Genomic DNA, 20,982 nt, shown 5'->3' on the forward strand with positions numbered 1-20,982 from the left:
CGCCCGCGGAAAGCGAGTGCCTGGAGTGGAAATGAACGTTCGAAATTTACAACTCGGCAATCCTTCTTAATGAAGGTTTGTGCCCTTTACCTTTTTTTAGTGTGCAAGAATCGAAATGGCACTATACACTAATAACAAAGCCATGATTACATTAAACTGACTTCTATACTTTGATAAAAACGTTTGAAAAACAGAACCGAACATACTCCAGCAGAACGTACTCATAAAACCAACAAAAGCCAGAAATAATGAAAAGAATAGTAAGCTGAAATTTGAAGAGTGATAAGGTAGGATGAAGGTCGATATTGCCGTGATGCCATATAAGATTCCTTTTGGATTTATGAATTGTAAAAGCATGCCAGCTATAAAACTGTTGTTCCTGTCATCATTATCGTCCTTCGCTTTATTTGAACTGGAAATGATTTTTATGGCCAGATACAGCATGTAAATTGCCCCAAGGATCGTCATGATAAATTCAATCTTTGGTATGGAATTTTCAAGTAAAACATTAAAATAACTGCACAATAGCATGATTACAAAAAAACCGGCACCTACTCCGAAACAAAATTTAATCGTCTTTTTTAACCCGTACTTGTTCGCAAATAACATGGCCATGATGTTATTTGGACCCGGAGTGAAACTGGTAACAAAAACAAACAGCAAAAAAGATAGTAATGGCATGGTTGATTCCCCTTTGTATGCTATAATGACCAAAATTGACATTATAACGATTTCCTTTTTATTGTACAATGCCGACGTTATATTGTAAATAAGGAGCATTTTTATGGAAGAAATAAATTTTATTATTGCTAACAATTTAAAAGCCATCAGGGAAAGTAAAAAATTAAGTCTTGAAAAGGTTGCCGAATTAACTGGAGTAAGCAAAACGATGATCGGACAAATAGAAAGGGGAGGATCGAGCCCTACGATTACGACAATTTGGAAAATAGCCAATGGATTAAAGATTTCATTTTCTTCATTGATAAATAGTCCGCAGCCAGATACAAAAATTGTTTTAAAAAGTGAAATTCAATCATTATCTGAAGATAACGGCAAATATCGAGTTTATCCCCACTTTCCCTTTGAGGATGAGAAGCGCTTTGAAGTATATTCAGTCGAGATAGAAAAAGGTGGATTCCTAAGTTCCGATTCGCATAGGGAAGGGACGGAAGAGTACATAACTGTTTTTGAAGGGGAAGTGACTGTACGTGTAAATAACGAAGAATTTACAATAAGGAATGGTGATTCTATCAGGTTCAAGGCTGACAGACCGCATGCCTACCATAATTCAGGGGATACATTAACTCGATTAAGCATGATCTTATATTATCCAACTTAAAAAAGGGAGTAATGTAGTTCTGTTAATATATCTTAGCAAAGTGATATCCCCTATGGATTGACTGTTGGTATGGTCTGCCTGTTGGGGATACTGCTTCAAAAAGTCAAAGGCCCAACGATTTGACTTGTTATCAAATTACTAGTAAACTGATGGTGCATCAAAGATGGGAGGCAGGCTTTACATGGATAGACGGGGATTTTCAGATGAGAACAAATTGAGTTTGCTGATTTGGCTGCGAATGGTTCGTTTTTATCAAAGAAGCAATCAGCTTTCGAATGAACACTTACAGCATTTCGGCGTCACCGCTGCCCAATTCGATATGTTGGCACAAGTACTTATCCATCAGCCTGTTTCACAAATCGAATTAGCGGAGCACCTAACGATAAGCCGTGGAGGCGTATCACATATGCTGACAAGGCTGGAAAAAGAGAACTTGATCGTCCGTAATCAACAATGGAAAGTTAAATATATTTCATTAACGGAAAAAGGGAAAAAGTTAATGGAAAAGGTCATGCCTATTCAATCCGATTTCCAAGCTTCATTATTCGATATATTGGATGATGAAGAAAAGAAGCGCATGCATGAAATGATGATAAAGATTCATAGACATAGTTTACAGATTGAAGTGCCTAATGCCAGCCAGGAGGAATCCTAAGACTGGATCAGGCAGCCATACTGATAGGATTTTTATCAGTTTACTAGTAACTTAAGGGAGGAATGGAGTAATGAAAAGTGAAAATCATTTTAAACGAGATATTGTCGAAGTGAAAGATGTGAAGCTTCAAAGGTATAGTCCGATTCATACGGCCGGGCCAGTCATAGAACCAGGAAACTGGGAAAAGAGTGATCCGTTCCTTTTAATGATGGAGGATAAATTTCAAAAGGGATCATTCGATATCCACCCGCACAGGGGAATCGAAACCGTTACATTCGTCATTGACGGAACGATCGAGCACTATGACAGTCATACCGGGGATGGAGGGATACTTGGACCTGGTGATGTCCAATGGATGACAGCTGGAAGTGGCGTCGTGCATAATGAGGTGCCTTCCGAAGGTGTGACTGCCCATTCCCTTCAACTTTGGGTCAACCTTCCCCGGAGTGAAAAGATGACGACACCAAGATATCAAAACTTAATGGCAAAAGATATGCCGGTCAGAAAAGAAGAAGGAGCACTGATCCGTGTCTTTTCCGGATCATCCAAGGATGTTATCTCGACAACGAAGAACCATGTTCCCGTGACGATGGTGGAGATGGTCCTGGAGCCTGGAGCATCGGTCACGCAGAATTTACCAGGAAGCTACAACGGAATCATCTATCTAATAGAAGGAAGCGGAATCTTCGGTAACAACGAAGTGAGAGCCTCAAAGGGACAGGTATTATGGCTGGGTGCTTGTAAAGAATCAGGGGAAAGTGAAGTTGATATAACGGCAACTGAACCTTTAAGACTTGTTCTATATGCAGGAGAACCTTTAATGGAGCCTGTTGTTGCCCGCGGACCGTTTGTCATGAATACTGAAGAGGAAATCGATCAGGCATACCTTGAGTATCGGCAAGGCACTTTCTTGAAGCATTAAGATGGAAAAAGGGCATCGTAATTGATGCTCTTTTTTTTGAATCTTCCCATATTGGTGGGCGGGGATAGTGATTATAAGAGAGAGCATTTCTGAAATTAACTGGACTTTTTTTAAGAAAAAACTGGATGCTAACTAGTCTTAGGCGTCATTATCTGCAGTTTGGGAGAGATTTAAATCTCTCCCTTTTTTGCTTTTTAGCAATTAGGTATAAAGACTAAGTTTGGATTTAGATGAAACTGATTCTATTTTACCATTAAATAATTTTCTTGATATATCATCAATTAGCCACTAGGTATTTTGGGGTGATTATAATGATAATATTCTGTTAATATTCGATGTTGTATTGTAAAATTGTTTTAAAATTGGATTATTTTGTTGTAATATAGGAGATACACGGATCTTTAGAGGAAAAAAGTAGGGTGGATTTGTGTATGCGTAAGTCAATTTGCCGGAATTAAATTTTTGGAAAAGCGCGTCAATTCTATGGAAAAGTTAGCTGGATGTTATGTCAGTATAGAACTTATGGGGGGATTAACTATAATGGGGAAAAAGAAAATCGTAAAAATTGCATCAGCTACCATAATGGCTGCGACAACGATCGTAGCAGTAGCACCTGCACCTTCGGATGCTGCCACTAGCCTGAATAGTAAAATCAAAACTGCAAAGGCAGCAATCAAAAAACCATTCGACACCTATTTCTACACTTCTAAACTCGCTTCAGTATCCACTGTTGAAAAACAAATCAAGTCTGCAAAACAAGCAAAAAAAGACATCAACTCTACCATTAAAAAATCAATGCTAAGCAAAAAAGAAAAAGATGCCAAATACAAAGAAATCGAAGCTTATGATAAGTACATCACTCGTTCAGAAGGTTATGTAAAAGGATATAAAGCGGCGGAGAAAGCAAAAGCTTCACATGGTAAATCTATTAGCGCCCTTACGAATTCAATACTTGCCAAGAAATCAATAGATATCAGGAATCAATACGAAGCACTGGATAAGGCCGTGAAAAAGGCAGATAAAGATATTAAAGATACGGTTTACGGTGCGAAAATCGAAAAGCTCCTATACGATAAATTCACTGTATCGACCAAAACAGCTTTGAACGGTGACCTGAAAGTTCCGTACTACTATGAAAAAGCTGCATACTGGGTGAAGAAGGGTGATTTAAAGACCGCGGACAAGCGGATGCAAACCGTTTCGTCACAGTTGAAAAAAGTCAGCAAAACATCCAAGCTCGGAAAAGCCATACACGCCTATGTGAAAGAAGTGAAAGGTAAGTATGATGATGCGGTATATGCAGAAAAGAAAAAGGAAGTGGCCAAACGGGTCAATGCCTATGTAGCACTTGCCAATGGGGAACTTAAAACGAAAGAACAGATAAACGCGGCTAAAAAGGCGAAAGCAGCCATTAATTTAAATGGAATCAAGGAGTCGGACCGAAAGGAATTCCTGACGAAAATAGCATTGGCGGATAAGAAAGTCGCTGCCGCTGAAGAAGCCTTGAAAAATCCAGCGAAGGCGATCACGCTTTCCTTGATGCATACGAATGACACGCATGCCCACTTGGACAATGTGGCCAAAAGGGTGACGGCTGTTAAGGAAGTGCGTAAGAGTAAGCCGCAAGCTCTTTTGGTGGATGCTGGTGACGTATTCTCGGGAACCCTCTATTTTAATGAATTCAAAGGGCAAGCGGATCTTCGCTTCATGAATTTAATGAAATATGATGTCATGACATTCGGGAATCATGAGTTTGATTTGGGATCAAGCGCCGAAGGGCATCAAGCTTTGGCTGACTTCATTAAAGGGGCACAGTTCCCATTTGTCAGTTCGAATGTGGACTTCTCCAAAGATGATAAATTCAAGGGACTATTCTCGGATTTAATTTCAAGTAAGCCGGAGCAAGGGAAGATATACAATGGAATCGTAAAACAAGTGGATGGCCAAAAGGTAGGGTTCTTCGGGCTTACAACTGAAGAGACGAAAGACATTTCAAGTCCAGGAAGTATAGAATTTGAAAACTATCTTGAAGAAGCCGAAAAAGCGGTCAAGGCGTTCAAAGGCATGGGTGTCAATAAGATAGTTGCCGTATCCCATATTGGTTATGATGACAATGCGGCTTATGACAATGATTTAACATTGGCTGCCAAGGTCAAGGGCATCGACGTGATTGTGGGCGGACATAGCCATACGCAGTTAGACGCCCCCGTTGTTGTTGACAAAGATGATAAAGGGAAAACGAAAGAGCCGACTGTCATCGTTCAAGGGTATCAATATAGCGACTATTTAGGAACGATCGATGTGAACTTCGATAAGGAAGGCAAGATTGTCGGACAAGCCGGTAAGCTGATTAAGCTTTCTGAAAAACAGGATGATGCTGAAGCGGCAAAAGTGCTCGAAACATACTCCTCGAAGATTAAGGAGCTGAAGGATACGCAGACTGGTGCATCTGCTGTGAAGGCGTTGGAAACACCGCGTGATGCAGGAGATGAAACAAAGCCGAGTGTTCGCAAAAATGAAACGGAACTGGGTAATTTAATTACGGATGGAATGCTTTCTAAAGCGAAGGAATTCAATAAGGATACGGTCATAGCATTCCAAAATGGCGGGGGCATCCGCGCTGGCATCGATCAAGGTGAGATCACCTTAGGGGAAATCCTAACCGTTTTACCGTTTGGGAATACGTTAGCGACGATGAAGCTTACGGGTGCAGAAATCAATGAAGCATTAGAGCATAGTGTAAGCCTCGCTCCTAAGGAAAATGGCGGCTTCCTGCATGTTTCCGGAATGAAATTCAGCTACGACAGTTCGAAGGAAGCAGGCAATCGTGTCACAAAGGCTGAAGTACTTGGACAAGATGGAACATATTCCGTATTGGATGCAGCGAAGGAATATGTCGTGGCGACCAATGCTTTTACAGCCAAGGGCGGAGATGGATTCACCGTTTTCAAGAAGGCTTATGAAGAAGGAAGAGTGACGGATATCGGACTCGCTGATTGGGAGAATTTACGGGATTATGTAAGCGGGCTGAAAACTGTCGATCCAAGCATCGAAGGACGCATCAAGGATGTTGCCGGAAGCAATACAGACCCGACTGTGGTATTGGCCAAAGACTTTGGCGGAACGGCTGATGCGCCAAAAACCCATGAAGGTAATGTAGTTGTTGATATTACTGATGTTGCTTCATTGGAAAATGCAGTGGTTAAAGGGAATCTTACATTAACAGGAACTCCTCCGGATGACTTTACTTTTTCGCAAGTTACAGTCGAGGGTAATTTGGATTTATCGGGACTTAACGGTAAGACCGTGAGCATGAGCGGTGTCACGGTGAATGGCGAAACCATTCTTTAAGCGGTATTCAAATGACTGCTGAGCCTACGAAAAAAAGTTGAAGGGGTTGAGATCTTGAAGAAGAACGGGATAAGCAAGCTTTTCTTTGCCATACTGATTGTGCTGTCAACGGTTTTGCCATATGCAGCCGCTGTAAAAGCGGAAGGGACAATATCGGTAACGGAAGCGATTAATAATAACAGCGGTACGGCGACGGTGAAGGGATACATTGTCGGTACAGCTAAAAGCGGTACAAGCTATCAACAAACATCGCCTTTTACTGAAGGTACGAATATAGGTATTGCGGATAGACCGGATGAAACGGATGTTAAGAAAATCATGCCTGTTCAGCTTCCAGCCGGAAATATCCGAACTGCTTTGAATTTGGTCGAACATCCAGAATTACTCAATGCGCAGGTGACGATTACGGGGAAGCTTGAAAAGTACTTTTCAGTACCCGGCCTGAAATCCGCGACGGATTACAAAATTATCACTGATGGAGGAACGACTCCAGAACAGCCTGATGTAAAGGTACTGGACTCCATTGCCGAAGCACGCACGAATACTGAAGATGTCGTGCAGGTCGATGGGGTGGTCACCACGGGCCTTGGTTATTGGGGAGGAAAGGGTTTTTATATCCAGGATGAAACGGCTGGGCTATATGTTTATGGTTCTTCGTGGCCTGCGGATGTAAAGCTAGGGGATAAGGTTACTTTAATCGGACAAGTATCCGCTTATAATAATGAATTACAAATTCAACCAACCTCCCTTAAAGTGGTTTCCTCCGGGAATGAACTTCCTGATATCCAAAAAATTGATGCATCTGGCGTAAATGAGGAAACACAAGGTGAGCTGGTTACCATTGAGAAAGCAACCATTACAGAATTGGCAGCATCGGGAACATACGGAACATTCGAATTCAAGGCGGAAGATACTGAAGGGAAATCTGTTGTCGTTCGCCATGATAACCGGACCGGTTCAAGTTATGAAGATTTCGTGAAGAGCTTTAAAGCAGGGGATGTCATTTCTGTAACCGGAATCGGATCGAGGTTCAATGACACGTATCAGTTGAAGCCGCGTGGTATTGAAGATTATGAACTGTTGAACAAACCAGCCGTTTACACGGATATTTTCCCTGGTACGGTTAGTGAAAATACAAAGGTATCACTTGAATCTGGTTGGGAAGCAGCGAAAATCCATTATACGCTGGATGGATCCGCACCGACGTCTTCAAGTGCTGTGTACACAGAACCTATCATTTTAACGAAAGATACGGTCATCAAGGCAATCGCTGTCAATGACAAGATATCGGAAGTTTTCACATTTGCCTATACCGTTACCAAAACCAATGAAGTGAAGATTCGTGACATTCAAGGGATGAATCATTTTTCATCATATGAAACTCAACTCGTCTCAGGTGTGGAAGGTGTCGTCACGTATGTAAAAGATGCGAATAACTTTTACATGCAAGATCCCAACCCGGATAAGGACCTGAAGACATCCGAGGGAATACTTGTGTACAACAAAGCACATGGCCTGAAAGCGGGAGATCATGTCAAAGTGGCAGGTAAAGTTGCCGAATGGTATATCGAAGGATACGCTGAAATGAAAACGACGGATCTGCCAACAACTGAATTGACCAATACGACGATTGAAAAGCTTGGCACTGCAGCTATGCCAGAACCGATCATCATTGGAAAAGATGTCATTCCGCCGTCTGAGAACATCGATGATGATAGATTGACAGACTTTAACCCAAGTGAAGACGGCATTGATTTCTACGAGAGTTTGGAAGGCATGCTCGTAGAAGTATATAACCCGAAAGTGGTAGCTCCTCAAGACTATGGTGAATTGGTCGTGATTCCGGGGAATGTGGAAACGACGACTGCAGTTGGAGGCGTCAAAATAACGGAAACGGATTTCAATCCTGAAAGAATTACCTTGGATATAAATGATGAGTCATTTACAGCTAAAACCGGTGATTACTTTGAAGGCTCGGTTAAGGGTGTCATCAGCTATGGATATAGCAACTATAGGGTACTGACGGATAAAGCTCAGCTGCCGGCATTAAAGGATGGCGGTACGGCTCGGGAAGTGACATCCTTAGAGAAGGATGCTGATAAGCTATCGATCGCTTCCTATAATATCGAGAATTTCTCGACTCAAACCGCTAATTCGAAAGTTGAAACGATCGCAACATCCATCATTACCAATCTAAAACAACCCGATATCATCGGCGTAACGGAAATGCAAGATAATGATGGGGCAACAGATAGCGGGACAACGGATTCTGCTCAAAGTGCCAAGAAGTTAACTGACAAAATAAAAGAGCTGGGCGGACCTCAATATCAATACATCGATATCGCTCCAGAAGATAAACTTGATGGCGGGGCACCCGGCGGAAATATCCGGGTAGGCTTTTTATATAATGTCGACCGTGTCAAATTGACTGAAGGAACGAAAGGAACGGCAATACAGTCCGTGGCCTTCAAAGATGGAAAACTTACCTTGAACCCTGGACGAATCGAGCCTACCGATCCCGCCTTCACTTCTAGCAGGAAGCCTTTGGCTGCTCAATTCGAATTTAAAGGTGAAAGCGTAGTGGTGGTAGCCAATCATTTTAATTCCAAGGGTGGTGACCAGCCGTTATTCGGCAAAAACCAGCCTCCTGTCCTTTCAAGTGAAACGCAAAGGCTTCAAATTGCCTCCATCGTCAATCGGTTTGTCAGTGATATCAAGTCACAGGATGCCAAAGCGAATATTGTCCTGCTTGGAGACTTTAATGATTTTGAATTTTCGGCTCCGCTTAAAACATTAAAGGGCAAAGACCTAACCAATATGATCGAAAAAGTTCCATTTGAAAAACGTTATTCTTACACATATCAAGGCAATTCACAAGTACTGGACCATATCCTTGTTTCGAATAATATGGCCGCGACAACGAAAGTCGATATTATCCATATTAACTCATCCTTCATGGAAGTTCATGGAAGGGCTAGCGATCATGACCCTGTATTGATTTCAACCTCTTTATCTGAATCTGGTGGAGTCGAAACTCCTGCACCAGAAAAAACGTATAATTTAACAAACGTTAAAACAAAAAAACTTACGATCGCTTCACCTAGTGTTTTGATTGATCTTGACGAAACATCGAACATTGAAGAAGGTATCTGGTTAAAAGGTTCATATGCTGTACTCAAAGGCCTTGGGCTGAAGAATGCTGCTGTGACGATAAAACCGGATAAGGAAGGCGCAATCATTGATTTTGGAGGCATGGCGGTGAAGGAAGTCATCATTGATAACGCTAATGTAAAAGAAATCAGGGGCGCTGAAAATGTTCAGAAATGGTCGGTAACAGATGGCGTAGACACATCGAATATCAAGTTTGTCGATTCCAAGGGGGAAGCGATTGCTTCCCCTTTTGACCCTAAAGAAAATCATGCGCCCGTCGTGACGAAAAACCTGGAAAATCTTGAAGTGAAAGCAGGCTCCAAGGTCACCATCGATTTGAGTGAGCACTTCTCAGATCCAGATGGAGATGAACTTACCTATTCATCGACTATCGGTACGGTCACCGGCCAGACATTAATCCTTCCTGCAAATGAAGCTGGAACATACCTTGTCGCAGTCAAGGCCGAGGACCAGCAATCGGAAGCGGTTGCCCGTTTCACGTTGACCGTATCGAATGATAAGCCGCTTGAAGCTTATTACGAAACGGCTGCAGGAAAAACGGGAACGGAATTGAAAGCGGTTCTGCACTCGATTATTAAGGGGCACACCATGTTATCTTATGATCAAGTGTGGAATGCCCTTAAGGAAACGGATGAAGACCCTGTGAACAAGCAGAATGTCATCTTGCTTTACTCTGGAAAATCCATCTCTGAGAACGCGAATGGGGGCAATACCGGACAATGGAACCGTGAACATGTTTGGGCAAAGTCCCACGGTGATTTTGGGACAAGCAAAGGGCCTGGGACAGACCTTCATCACCTCCGTCCCGCTGATGTGACAGTGAATGGTAAACGGGGCCACCTTGATTTCGACGAGGGCGGTCAAACATATAGTGGATGTGAATGTAAGTTTGATTCAGATTCATGGGAGCCGCCAAATCATGTTAAAGGCGATATAGCAAGGATGTTATTTTACATGGCCGTCCGATATGAAGGAAACGGCGAGTTGGATCTTGAATTATCCGATACAGTCAATACGTATCCGAAGCCGCTTCATGGAAAGCTATCGACACTATTGAAATGGAATGAACTCGATCCAGTAGACGATTTCGAGAGCCATCGCAATGATGTCATTCAGGACTGGCAAAATAACCGCAATCCATTCATCGATCATCCTGAATGGGCATCCGAAATTTGGGGTGCCGCTAAATCCATCGATGAGAAAAAGGCAAGTTAAAATCGGAGATAGAAGGGAAAGCAGCCTGATGGCTGCTTTTTTAGTTTGCTGACACAAGGGGGGCGAAAGTGCAACCATGATGTTAAGAGGAGACTTGGTTTAACTAGCTAGCGGAGACCCTGTTAAATGAGTGCGTCGCTTGGCATTTAATGCGTGGACCGCAAAATAATGAAAAAAATTGTTAAAGGTCGAATAAAGGGCGGTTTAGGTCGAATCGAGCGGGTGAAAGGTCGAATCGAGCGGGTGAAAGGTCGAATAAAGTAGGTGAACGGTCGAATCGAGAGGGTGGAAGACCGAATAAAGTAGGTGAACGGTCGAATCGAGCGGGTGAAAGGTCGAATAAAGTAGGTGAACGGTCGAATCGAGAGGGTGAAAGGTCGAATAAAGTACGTGAACGGTCGAGGAAATGACCTTCTTATTCAATAAAGGGGCCCTTTAATGGATGAATTGAGTCGCTACTATTAGCTGGTTTGCTTAAAAAGAAAAAGTCGTGACTATGCAAGTGCTCATGATTTTTTATCTACAAACTAAGAGTGGCCACAAGGCTGCTTTTTTCATGCTTTTATATAAAGTTAATCATTGATAGTTAATTATCTTAAAATACTGAAAAATCAAACGTTTATTTTACAGTAAATAAAAAATATTTTGGTAGGTATGTTATGTAATATATGTTAATATGGGATATGCAATGAAAGGGTTTTCATTGCAGGAATGACAAAAATATTTTAATATAGTAATTATGCCGCTTTTTAATCTTCATTCATCCTTAAAAGACGGTTAAAAAATATATTGCCAGAAATGGGGCATTTCACGATGAAATACAGATCTGCATTCGATATAATCGGTCCCGTCATGATTGGACCTTCAAGCTCACATACAGCAGGAGCTGCCAGAATTGGCAGAGTAGCACGGACATTATTCGGAAAGCAACCGAAGAAAGCGATTATTTCTTTATATGGTTCTTTTGCAAAAACATATAGGGGACACGGTACGGATGTTGCTGTCGTAGGAGGGATCTTGGATTTCGATACGGATGATGAGCGAATTCCTGCCTCTTTAACGATAGCGGAAGAAGCCGGTATGGACGTTTCCTTTACAATCGAGGATACGGTGATGGATCATCCTAATACAGTCAAGATCAGACTGTTCGACGAAGATAAGGAATTAGAACTTGTTGGGATCTCGATTGGCGGCGGAACGATAGAAATAACGGAATTGAATACGTTCAAGCTTAAATTGTCGGGTGAAAACCCAGCCATTTTAGTCGTGCATAACGATGTATTTGGAATCATATCTTCCGTTTCGACAGTATTGGCGAATCATGAAATTAACATTGGCCATATGGAAGTTTCACGGAAAGAAAAAGGTCAAATGGCTCTCATGGTGATTGAAGTCGATCAGAAAATCAAGGGCGATGTCATGAAGGAAATTGAACGATTGGAAAACGTGTCACAAGTCATAAGGATGGTTGAATGATAAGTGCTGGCATAGATATGGAGGTAAAAACATGTTCCGAAATGTAGCAGAGTTAGTAGAACTTGCTGAAAGTAAACAGGTAAAAATCGCGGAAATCATGATTTTACAAGAAATGGAGTTCTCAGGCCTGTCGAGAGAACAGATCATCGAAAAGATGGACAGGAATTTGACAGTGATGGAACAAGCGGTGGAAAGAGGTCTGAAAGGTGTGCAATCCGTGACAGGCCTAACGGGCGGAGACGCTGTTCTTTTGCAAAATTATATCAAGTCGGGCAAGGCACTGGCAGGTAATTTATTATTGGATGCCGTCAGTAAAGCTGTTGCGACGAACGAAGTGAACGCAGCAATGGGAATGATTTGTGCCACTCCGACTGCAGGTTCTGCGGGCGTTGTGCCCGGTACATTATTTGCCGTGAAAGAAAAATTAAACCCGACCCGGGCAGAGATGATTGAATTTCTTTTCACTTCCGCTGCCTTCGGATTCGTGGTTGCAAACAACGCTTCCATTTCTGGAGCGGCTGGCGGCTGCCAAGCAGAAGTGGGCTCGGCAAGCGGAATGGCCGCAGCTGCGATAGTGGAACTGGCCGGCGGTACACCAAGCCAAGCCGCAGAAGCGATGGCAATCACATTGAAAAATATGCTTGGACTGGTTTGTGATCCAGTGGCTGGATTGGTCGAAGTTCCTTGCGTGAAACGTAACGCAATGGGGGCTTCCAACGCGATAACGGCAGCTGATATGGCGCTTGCAGGCATTACGAGCCGTATTCCATGTGACGAAGTTATCGATGCCATGTATAAAATCGGATTGACCATGCCGGTTGCACTTCGTGAAACGGCAGAAGGCGGCCTGGCTGCGACTCCTACTGGGCGTAGATTGGCAAAGGAAATTTTCGGTTCATATAAATAAACATTCAGTCCCATTAACAAAAGGTTTGTTAATGGGATTTTTAGTTTGTCTTAAAAAAACAACTCCAATCCCTTAACCTGCTCAATAATAAGATTATCTTTTTGTGAATGAAAAAAGGAAATTAGAGGAAGATGGAGGAATTTGGCGTTTATGGACACGGAGATGGAAAGAATCGTTAAAAAATCTGAATTATCAGTGAATATGGAGCCATAGCAACTTTGTTAGTTATCAATTTCAATGATAAGATGAGTACGAAATTCACTATGGGAAGGATTGATTCTTCATTAATTTTCTCGAATTAACGTACACGTCGGCAATGGAAAAAGCGATGTTTCAGGCTCATGGAATCGGCTATGCACTATATGCTCAAAAACTGGAGCAGCGCATGATGGTTGAACAAGAACGGGAACAGGATTATCTAAAAAGCAGGCGTATATCAGACGAGATGAGAGCCAATCTTTTTTTGGGTAGTTAATTTCGAAGATATCGAATAACATAAAACGAAAAAACATGAACAAGCGAAAGAGCAATCTTAAAGATTGCTCTTTTTGTCCTGCCCTAAAGGGGTATTTTCTATTAAAAAGGAGGTGACACCAATTTTAAATAGAATGTATGTTGATGAAGAGGAGGATTGATCTTAGTGGAGAGAAGAGCATTACTGGTATCAGCATTACCGGGATATGAAGAAGAAATTGGGCGGTGGCTATGGTGTTTAGAAGATGTTCGCCGTACGTTGATAACGAAATTGACTGGAATCAGCCAAAATATACTTGATACGAAAATCGATGAAAGGCAAACGATTGGCTCGATGTTGTATCACATAGCTCTGATAGAGGCAGATTGGTTATACGAGGAGGTCCTTGTTTCGGAATGGGATTCGGAAATACGCGCGTTGTTTCCATTAGGATGTCGTGCCGAAGATGGCTCCCTAAACCACATTGAAGGACAAACATTAGAAGAACATTTCTACCGCCTCAATAATGTACGTGAAGTATTTCTTTCAAACTTTCGCACAATGGACCTAACGGATTGGCGTAAACCGAGGGTACTTGAACAATATGACGTCACGCCTGAATGGGTCGTTTACCATTTGGTTGAACATGAATCACATCATCGAGGACAGATTTTTCAGTTGCTGAAGAAATTACGGAATGAATGACTCCTGTCGAATAACTGGCTAGCCGAGCCCCCAAAGCCGCTTGCTTTGATGAGGCTTGGCAGACAGTCGGCGGAAAGGGAGCGGATTTCTGAAATCAACTGGAACGTCTTTTAAATAAAAGGCTCTTTTCGTAAAAATGGTTGTTTTTAAAACGAAACTATTTAAGGTTGATTGGAGCGGAAGTGCGAGACTCCTGCGGGAGCAGCGGGACAGGTGAGACCCCACAGGCGTTCACGCCGAGGAGGCTCACCGCCCGCCCCGCGGAAAGCGAGCATCTGGAGTGGAGATCAACCACACCGCATTACTTGGTAAATAGCAACAAAGTATGCGAAAACAGCCAAAGAAAAAAACTGTAGGCAAACTCGCTTATCTTCGAGTTCGTCTACAGTTTATATGCCTGGACTGATTTTATTTCATTTAATCTATTTGGTGATTATGACCGAATTTCGACTTTAAGACGCTGCTTGCATACCCAATGAATCCTCCAACAATGGCAGGGACGATCCACCCAAGCCCAGCTTCATACATAGGAAGTATTGCAGTGAAGAAATCATTGATGAATGAAATGTGTACACCTGCTCCATTTAATCCATCAAATAAACTGACGATGAATGTTAAAAGTAAGCTGCCTTGATAAACTTCAGGTCTTCCCTTAAATAAGGAATGAAGAAATGTTAGGAAGATCAAAACAATGGCTAATGGATAAATGGCTGTCATAACCGGTACTGAAATGGCAATTAACTCGGTTAGTCCAATATTGGCAATGATTGCACTGAATATGGATAAACTTATGGCAATCGTTTTGTAAGGCAGACTTGGAAATAGTTTATGGAAGTACGTCGAGCAAGAGGTAATGAGTCCTACGCTCGTCGTTATACAAGCCACTGTGATCATTAATCCCAATAATAGCCCACCATACGATCCAAAGTAGTAATCCGATACTTTCGCCAAGATAATGCCTCCATTATCCAAGCGTCCAAGTTCCCCAACGCTTGAAGCACCCATATAAGAGAGAGCTGTATAAATGGTAGCAAGGATAACGGCCGCAATGGCAGTCGCTTTTCCACAAACGATCATTATTTGTTTTTTTGTTTTGGCACCTTTTTCTTTAATGGCATTAATGATGATGATGCCAAAAACAAAAGATGCAAGAGTATCCATGGTTAAATATCCTTCTCTGAATCCATTGAAAAATGGTTGAACCATATAATGCTCGGCAGGTGCTTCAAAATCACCAATTGGATTAACGAAAGCGACTACCACCAGGATTCCAATAAACGTCAACTTGATGGGTGTCAAAACTTTCCCCACAATTTCGACAATTTTCGCAGGATTGAGCGAAAGAAGGCACGAAACCGTAAAAAAGATGATGGTGAAAATAAGTAAAGGCAATGGACCTGGATCTTCAGGCAAAAAAGGTTTTACACCGATCTCAAAAGAAACGTTTCCTGTTCTAGGCATTGCGAATAATGGACCAATGGCTAAATAAAGAACGGTTGTGAATACAATACCAAAGACTGGATGGACACGGCTCGCTAACGATTGTAAGTCATCTTTTCCAGAAAAACCGAGAGCCAGCACACCAAGTAACGGTAATCCTACTCCTGTGACCAAAAACCCTGCATTAGCGGTCCAGATATTCATACCTGCCGATTGACCAAGCATTGGCGGGAAAATTAAATTCCCTGCCCCGAAGAAAAGGGCAAATAACATGAAACCAATCACTACTATAAATGAAGATGGAACCTTATTAGACAAAATAAACCCTCCGAAAAAACCAAAATTTGCTATTTTAGAAAATTATTAAATTTTCTAAAAATTATATAAACAGTAATACTAAGACCGTACAGTATTATAACTAAATTAATTTGATATTTCAATATATTTTTTGTTTTTTATTATTTACCTTGATGATCAGTGGTCCGCCCTTACCTTATTTTGAACATCTAAAGGCTGCTCATACTCATAAAATTTGAAATGTAAAGGAAATGAGGAGGTTGAAAAAAATGCTTAACGTCGCGAACCAGTTTGAACTCACGATAAAGATTGACGGTTTAGACGCGGGCTTTAATTGTGGAAAAATTAAGGAGGTGTTTAGAATGGTTGAGAAAATACTGGGATTGTTCTTTGAAAAACGGAAACAAAGCAAAAAGGATGTTTTATTACTAATTTTCATATTCATGCTTCCTATAATTAATTTGGTTAAGTATATCACGGATATGGACTTATCTTGGTTAGCTGGCATGGTATCAATTGCAATCATTTCTCTTGCGGCATCGATATATTTTGAAGGAAAAAGAAGCAGGGAAAATGATAGATGAAATTCGGTTTTTGTTTGAGGGGACGTTAGGCTAAATGTTGTAGTAAAGTAAAATAGTGGCGTTAAAATAACACACATGTCCACTCATTGTGTTAAATTAGGAACAATTTCAGTTGTTAAAAGTGAGTTTATATTATCGTTCTGGGATTAATAACAAAGATTGCTAAAGATTTTAGTGGCCTTCGATGTATAGTTTGCGTAGAAAATTTTCCTGGCTAAAATTGGCACGTTAAATGCAAGGATAATTAATATGAATTGTCTTAACTAAACGGGGAGTGCGAACATGTTGATTTCTTTATTTATTGAAAAAGGCTTGGATAAGGAATGGGCAGAAATGCTATTGGATGCCCGGGAGCTGGGGATTTCTATAGAAGAAATTAGAGAATTCTTGAATCAATCGCAATCTCTGAGACCTGAATAAGGTCTTTTTTTATTTCATTTAATAAAGCGTGAGAATAAATGGAAGAAGGCATATTACACAATTTCACTCGAATTGTGCACTAACGCACGAATCGTACTCAATTGGTCATTGAATATCTTGTTCCTGTTAATAATATTACACAGATGATCCTTATTGCACATATATGCAGAGCTTGTCATCGAAGAAGTACAGAATGAAGTAGATGTAAACGAAGGTAAAAATCAAGGATTAAGTAAAGAGGTTATCTTTCAATTATTTGGAGTAGCTATTGTTAGGATAGTAGAATCGTATTTCACGAATGGAATACCTGATCCACCTCAAGTCTTGGCAGAGCAAGTGGGGATTTTGTTAGAGAGGAATTTTTAATACTGGGCGTTTCTGGAGAAACGGGACGCCTTTTTCCCATTCCGAACAAGTACTTAAACTAATGGGGCTTTATTTCAAGGGGGTTGCTTTGGCAGCTCTTTTTTTCATGGAGCGATACTCCTTAAATTATTAGAAATTGAATCGAAGCTCTAAGATATCCTATCAACGGGAGTAAAAATAACTTGTACTCAACAGGGTTTGTATAGTCCTCTTCTGTCAATAATGGTTATGGAATCAGAATTTCTGCTTTTTGTATATAACTTACCGTTTAGTCGTGAAAGGAACTTATGAAAATGCTCGAGAAGGGTAAAATCGGAAGCCGTCAACTGATGATATTAGTGATTTTATATACGCTTGGAGATTCTATTTTAGTCATTCCCTCCGTTGTCGCTTCCGAAGCTGAACAAGATGCTTGGATTTCGGGCATGATAAGCGTGGCAATAGCACCGTTATTGATTGTTTTTATATATGACGCCTTAAGGAAATGCTATCCTGATTTAACATTAGTGGAATACAGCCAAAAAATTCTGGGTAAGTGGCTGGGAATGGCAATTTCTCTTTTATTTATAAGCTACTTTTTTATAACCGCAGCGGCTTATCTGAGTGAAATTGGGGATTTTATAAACAGTCATATTATGCCTGATACTCCAATTCAGGTGATCATGATTCTTTTTATGAGTGTCGTCCTCATGGCCGCGCGTCTTGGTTTGGAACCTTTGGCCCGAAGCGCGGAAATATTTTTTCCCTATGTTGTATTACTTGTATCAACACTGATAATTCTGCTGCTTCCCGAGATTAAATTACAAAACCTGCAACCCGTATGGGAGGGAGGATTGAAACCGGTTATAAGGGGATCTATACCATTTATTGTCTTCCCGTTTGTTGAATCGGTTGCGGTTCTTATGATCCTCCCGTTCGTAAGTCAAAAAGACAGAATAAGAAAAAGCCTTTTTGTCGGTCAATTGTTGGGTGGAATTGTTTTAATCATTATAACTATGTTAGCCACTCTTGTACTTGGTTCCGAGTCAACAGCAAGACATAGTTATCCAATCTATATGTTGGCAAAGAAAATAAATATCGCTGATTTCTTGATGCGGCTGGAAGCAATACTAGCCATAATATGGTTCATCACCATTTTTATTAGATTTAGTTTGTTTTTTTATGTGACCGTTTTAGGCTTGGCACAAACGTTTAAATTGCAAGATTATCGTCCTCTGATTTTTCCGTTTGGTATCCTTTTGATTGCCTTTACATTGATTATGACACCGAATATTGTTCATTATAGTGAATTCATTACCGAAATCTGGCCGTATTATGCTATGACATTCGGGTTTCTGCTTCCATTGATACTACTAATAATCGCCAAGGTTCAGAAAAATGATCGGCGTAACTAAGTTCGGGTCTTAAAAGGAAGTACGAAGTTCATGAGAAACATCGTAAGAGAACAAAAAGTAAGATATCTTTCGCGCTTTTGAAAGAATCATAGGATTAATGACACCAAGAGAGGTGAGGAACATGACGACAAGCGGGATTTCGAATAAAAATCCAAACGGCAGTGTCAGGTTAATCATGAATTTAAAATATTTTTCAGATGTGAACATCGTTTCAAATTGTCCTTCAGACAAGGATAGTAAAAAGGAAAGTACGGTTGGATACACAACAAAATAACCAAATGATAAGCCGGTAATAAAGAGGACAAATAATCCAGGAATGTACGATAGAGTCGTTTTTCGTTCTTTTTCAGAAAGCCCCGGTTTTACAAATAACCATGTTTGATGGGCAGCAATCGAAATAGTAAGAGCAATCGCGATCACTCCTGAAATCATAAAATACACCCAAAGGATTTCGCTTGGCCCCAATACAGCTAAATTATGGTTGAGATCACGGATAAGCCATGCGTAAATTTCCTGTACATAAATGAATGATCAAAATAAGAAAACGATAAAAGCTACCAAAGTATAGATTAACCGTTTCCTGAGTTCTCCGAGGTGCTCAACCAAAAGCATTTCTTGATTAGTCATACAACTTCTCCATTCCTAAAAACAAGAGGAAGATGCAAGCTTGTTGCTTACATCCTCTTCAAAATTACTTGGATTGCGTCTTTTCTTCTTCGTCTGAAGAAATTAAATCTTTCGTAGAGTTTTTAAACTCTCTTAATGTACTTCCAAAAGCACGTCCAATTTCGGGGGAAATTAAAGAGACCTTACTAATAAGGTTTCCCACCATTTTTTTTATCACGAACGATTTTACAACCAAGCAACAGTTACTTCGTGGTAAAACTCAATCACATATTTTGATAAAGGGCAGTAAATGTACTGTTCTGGTCCCATACTCATAATCTCTTCAATATTATCCAAAAGTGTATTTTATGAAGAGAAAGTTTCAGGACCAACAAAGGATCGCGAGCAACTTCAAAAAATGTTAGAAAATTTAAAGGAAGGTGATATTATATATGTTACAGACTTAACTCGGATTACTCGAAGTACGCAGGATTTATTTGAACTACTTGATATAATACGAAGTAAAAAAGCAAGCATAAAGTCACTCAAGGATACTTGGCTAGATTTATCAGAGGATAATCCATATAGCCAATTCTTAATTACGGTAGTGGCTGGTGTTAACCAATTAGAACGAGACCTTATCCGTATGCGTCAACGTGAAGGGATTGAACTAGCAAAAAAAGAAGGAAAGTTTAAAGGTCGGTTAAAGAAATATAATGAGAATCACGCAGGAATGAATTATGCAGTAAAGCTATATAAAGAAGGAGGTATGACTGTAAATCAAATTTGTGAAATTACAAACGTGTCTAGAGCTTCATTATATAGAAAACTGTCAGAGATTAATTATTAATCACTCTTCAAATTATAGAAAGAATATATTGAACAATAGAACTGGATGAAATAATAAATAAACATTTTAAGGAACGAATTGAAAAGAGGTTATAATATGGGGAGAGATCGGAAATTTAATACAGTTGACCTATTCCTTTGCACCAAAAAGCTTATTATTCAAACAGGGTATGAAGGGTTTACAATTGGCCAACTAGCAACACAATTAAATGTTACACGATCTGCAATTTATAAGTATTATCAAAATAAAGATGAGTTACTATTAGATTTTATGGTAGAGGAAATGAAAAATACATTAGCGAGTTTTTCTTCTCTTTCGGAGTCCTTGCCATTTTTAGAAAAGATAAACTTACTTTTGCAAAAGATATTCACCCACAGGGATTTACATTTGATTCTTGGGATTCAAGATGTCATCCCTACAAAAGGTGATCCACAATTAGAAGCTAAGAAAAACCATCTTTCTCTTATGCACCGCGAACTATATAAGCCTCTTATCCATATAGTGCAGCAAGGAAAGATAGAAGGCTTCATCGAAATGGATATGCCGAATGAATTGTTATTAGGGTTTATATTTCAAAGTATTTCTATTCCTAATCATTCAGAAATGAACGCTGAACAAGTGCTCATCTATACGAAGAAGTTGATTCTAAATGGAATTCTAAAAAAAAAGTGACGAATATGTAACTTATGTGTATAATAATATTTGTAAAAGACATATAAGTTATTTTTTTGTTTAAAAGTGACGAATGTGTAACTTATAATAATATTTGTAAAAGACATATAAGTTATTTTTTTGTTTGAAAGTGACGCATATGTAACTAATTTGAAGGG

16 protein-coding genes and 2 pseudogenes are annotated in these 20,982 nt (G+C 40.3%); 14 read left to right on the forward strand and 4 right to left on the reverse strand.

Annotation, left to right across the window (positions count from 1 at the left end):
* Positions 1-96: 96 nt before the first annotated feature.
* Complete coding sequence (locus ACYP5M_RS17470) at positions 97-681, reverse strand: LysE family transporter (protein ID WP_230177769.1); 585 nt, start codon at positions 679-681, stop codon at positions 97-99.
* 103 nt (positions 682-784) lie between these two features.
* On the opposite strand from ACYP5M_RS17470, the gene ACYP5M_RS17475 reads away from it, so the two are divergent.
* The 8 genes from ACYP5M_RS17475 to ACYP5M_RS17510 all read left to right on the forward strand — a co-directional run bounded on the left by ACYP5M_RS17475 (position 785) and on the right by ACYP5M_RS17510 (position 14,195).
* Positions 785-1,339, forward strand: a complete 555-nt coding sequence (locus ACYP5M_RS17475) for a helix-turn-helix domain-containing protein (RefSeq protein ID WP_048678909.1) — start codon at positions 785-787, stop codon at positions 1,337-1,339.
* Positions 1,340-1,520: 181 nt separating this feature from the next.
* A complete protein-coding gene (locus tag ACYP5M_RS17480; protein ID WP_452445031.1) occupies positions 1,521-1,994 on the forward strand; it encodes a MarR family winged helix-turn-helix transcriptional regulator in 474 nt (157 codons plus the stop codon).
* A 70-nt stretch (positions 1,995-2,064) separates the two neighbouring features.
* The gene (locus ACYP5M_RS17485) at positions 2,065-2,916 is read left to right on the forward strand and encodes a pirin family protein (protein WP_402944147.1); all 852 of its coding nucleotides are present in this window, start codon (positions 2,065-2,067) and stop codon (positions 2,914-2,916) included.
* 540 nt (positions 2,917-3,456) lie between these two features.
* Positions 3,457-6,267: a bifunctional metallophosphatase/5'-nucleotidase gene (locus ACYP5M_RS17490; protein WP_459735326.1), complete on the forward strand. Its 2,811-nt coding sequence runs from the start codon at positions 3,457-3,459 to the stop codon at positions 6,265-6,267.
* Between the two features lie 54 nt (positions 6,268-6,321).
* On the forward strand, positions 6,322-10,653 hold the full coding sequence (locus ACYP5M_RS17495) for an endonuclease (protein ID WP_459735327.1): 4,332 nt from the start codon (positions 6,322-6,324) through the stop codon (positions 10,651-10,653).
* Positions 10,654-11,466: 813 nt separating this feature from the next.
* Positions 11,467-12,129 (forward strand): L-serine ammonia-lyase, iron-sulfur-dependent subunit beta, encoded by a 663-nt coding sequence (sdaAB, locus tag ACYP5M_RS17500; RefSeq protein WP_101224774.1) that lies wholly within the window; start codon positions 11,467-11,469, stop codon positions 12,127-12,129.
* 31 nt (positions 12,130-12,160) lie between these two features.
* Entirely contained in the window at positions 12,161-13,036 is an 876-nt protein-coding gene (sdaAA, locus tag ACYP5M_RS17505) for an L-serine ammonia-lyase, iron-sulfur-dependent, subunit alpha (protein ID WP_230177759.1), read from the forward strand.
* Positions 13,037-13,676: 640 nt separating this feature from the next.
* The gene (locus tag ACYP5M_RS17510) at positions 13,677-14,195 is read left to right on the forward strand and encodes a DinB family protein (RefSeq protein ID WP_230177755.1); all 519 of its coding nucleotides are present in this window, start codon (positions 13,677-13,679) and stop codon (positions 14,193-14,195) included.
* Between the two features lie 417 nt (positions 14,196-14,612).
* On the opposite strand, the gene brnQ is transcribed toward ACYP5M_RS17510, so the two are convergent.
* Positions 14,613-15,953 carry a branched-chain amino acid transport system II carrier protein gene (brnQ, locus tag ACYP5M_RS17515; RefSeq protein WP_133353042.1) on the reverse strand — a complete coding sequence of 447 codons (1,341 nt, stop codon included), beginning with the start codon at positions 15,951-15,953 and terminating at the stop codon, positions 14,613-14,615.
* 341 nt (positions 15,954-16,294) lie between these two features.
* On the opposite strand from brnQ, the gene ACYP5M_RS17520 reads away from it, so the two are divergent.
* The 4 genes from ACYP5M_RS17520 (at position 16,295) to ACYP5M_RS17535 (ending at position 18,696) form a co-directional block, all read left to right on the forward strand.
* Positions 16,295-16,516 carry a hypothetical protein gene (locus ACYP5M_RS17520; protein ID WP_434168517.1) on the forward strand — a complete coding sequence of 74 codons (222 nt, stop codon included), beginning with the start codon at positions 16,295-16,297 and terminating at the stop codon, positions 16,514-16,516.
* A gap of 282 nt (positions 16,517-16,798) precedes the next feature.
* Entirely contained in the window at positions 16,799-16,936 is a 138-nt protein-coding gene (locus ACYP5M_RS17525) for an anti-repressor SinI family protein (protein WP_434168518.1), read from the forward strand.
* 153 nt (positions 16,937-17,089) lie between these two features.
* The gene (locus ACYP5M_RS17530) at positions 17,090-17,302 is read left to right on the forward strand and encodes a hypothetical protein (protein ID WP_459735328.1); all 213 of its coding nucleotides are present in this window, start codon (positions 17,090-17,092) and stop codon (positions 17,300-17,302) included.
* Between the two features lie 293 nt (positions 17,303-17,595).
* Positions 17,596-18,696, forward strand: coding sequence for a GerAB/ArcD/ProY family transporter (locus tag ACYP5M_RS17535; RefSeq protein ID WP_459735329.1), 1,101 nt, complete (start codon positions 17,596-17,598; stop codon positions 18,694-18,696).
* Between the two features lie 51 nt (positions 18,697-18,747).
* On the opposite strand, the pseudogene tatC reads toward ACYP5M_RS17535, so the two are convergent.
* Together tatC and ACYP5M_RS17545 are read right to left on the reverse strand one after the other, a co-directional pair.
* Positions 18,748-19,323, reverse strand: a pseudogene (gene tatC, locus ACYP5M_RS17540) (twin-arginine translocase subunit TatC); the annotation flags it as partial.
* Between the two features lie 64 nt (positions 19,324-19,387).
* A complete protein-coding gene (locus ACYP5M_RS17545; RefSeq protein WP_459735378.1) occupies positions 19,388-19,528 on the reverse strand; it encodes a twin-arginine translocase TatA/TatE family subunit in 141 nt (46 codons plus the stop codon).
* 138 nt (positions 19,529-19,666) lie between these two features.
* Between ACYP5M_RS17545 and ACYP5M_RS17550 the strand changes: the two are divergent.
* Both ACYP5M_RS17550 and ACYP5M_RS17555 read left to right on the forward strand, forming a co-directional pair.
* Positions 19,667-20,152: pseudogene (locus tag ACYP5M_RS17550) on the forward strand (recombinase family protein); the annotation flags it as partial.
* A gap of 78 nt (positions 20,153-20,230) precedes the next feature.
* On the forward strand, positions 20,231-20,824 hold the full coding sequence (locus tag ACYP5M_RS17555) for a TetR/AcrR family transcriptional regulator (RefSeq protein WP_434168522.1): 594 nt from the start codon (positions 20,231-20,233) through the stop codon (positions 20,822-20,824).
* Positions 20,825-20,982 lie beyond the last annotated feature (158 nt).

The organism is Peribacillus sp. N1 (assembly GCF_054600815.1).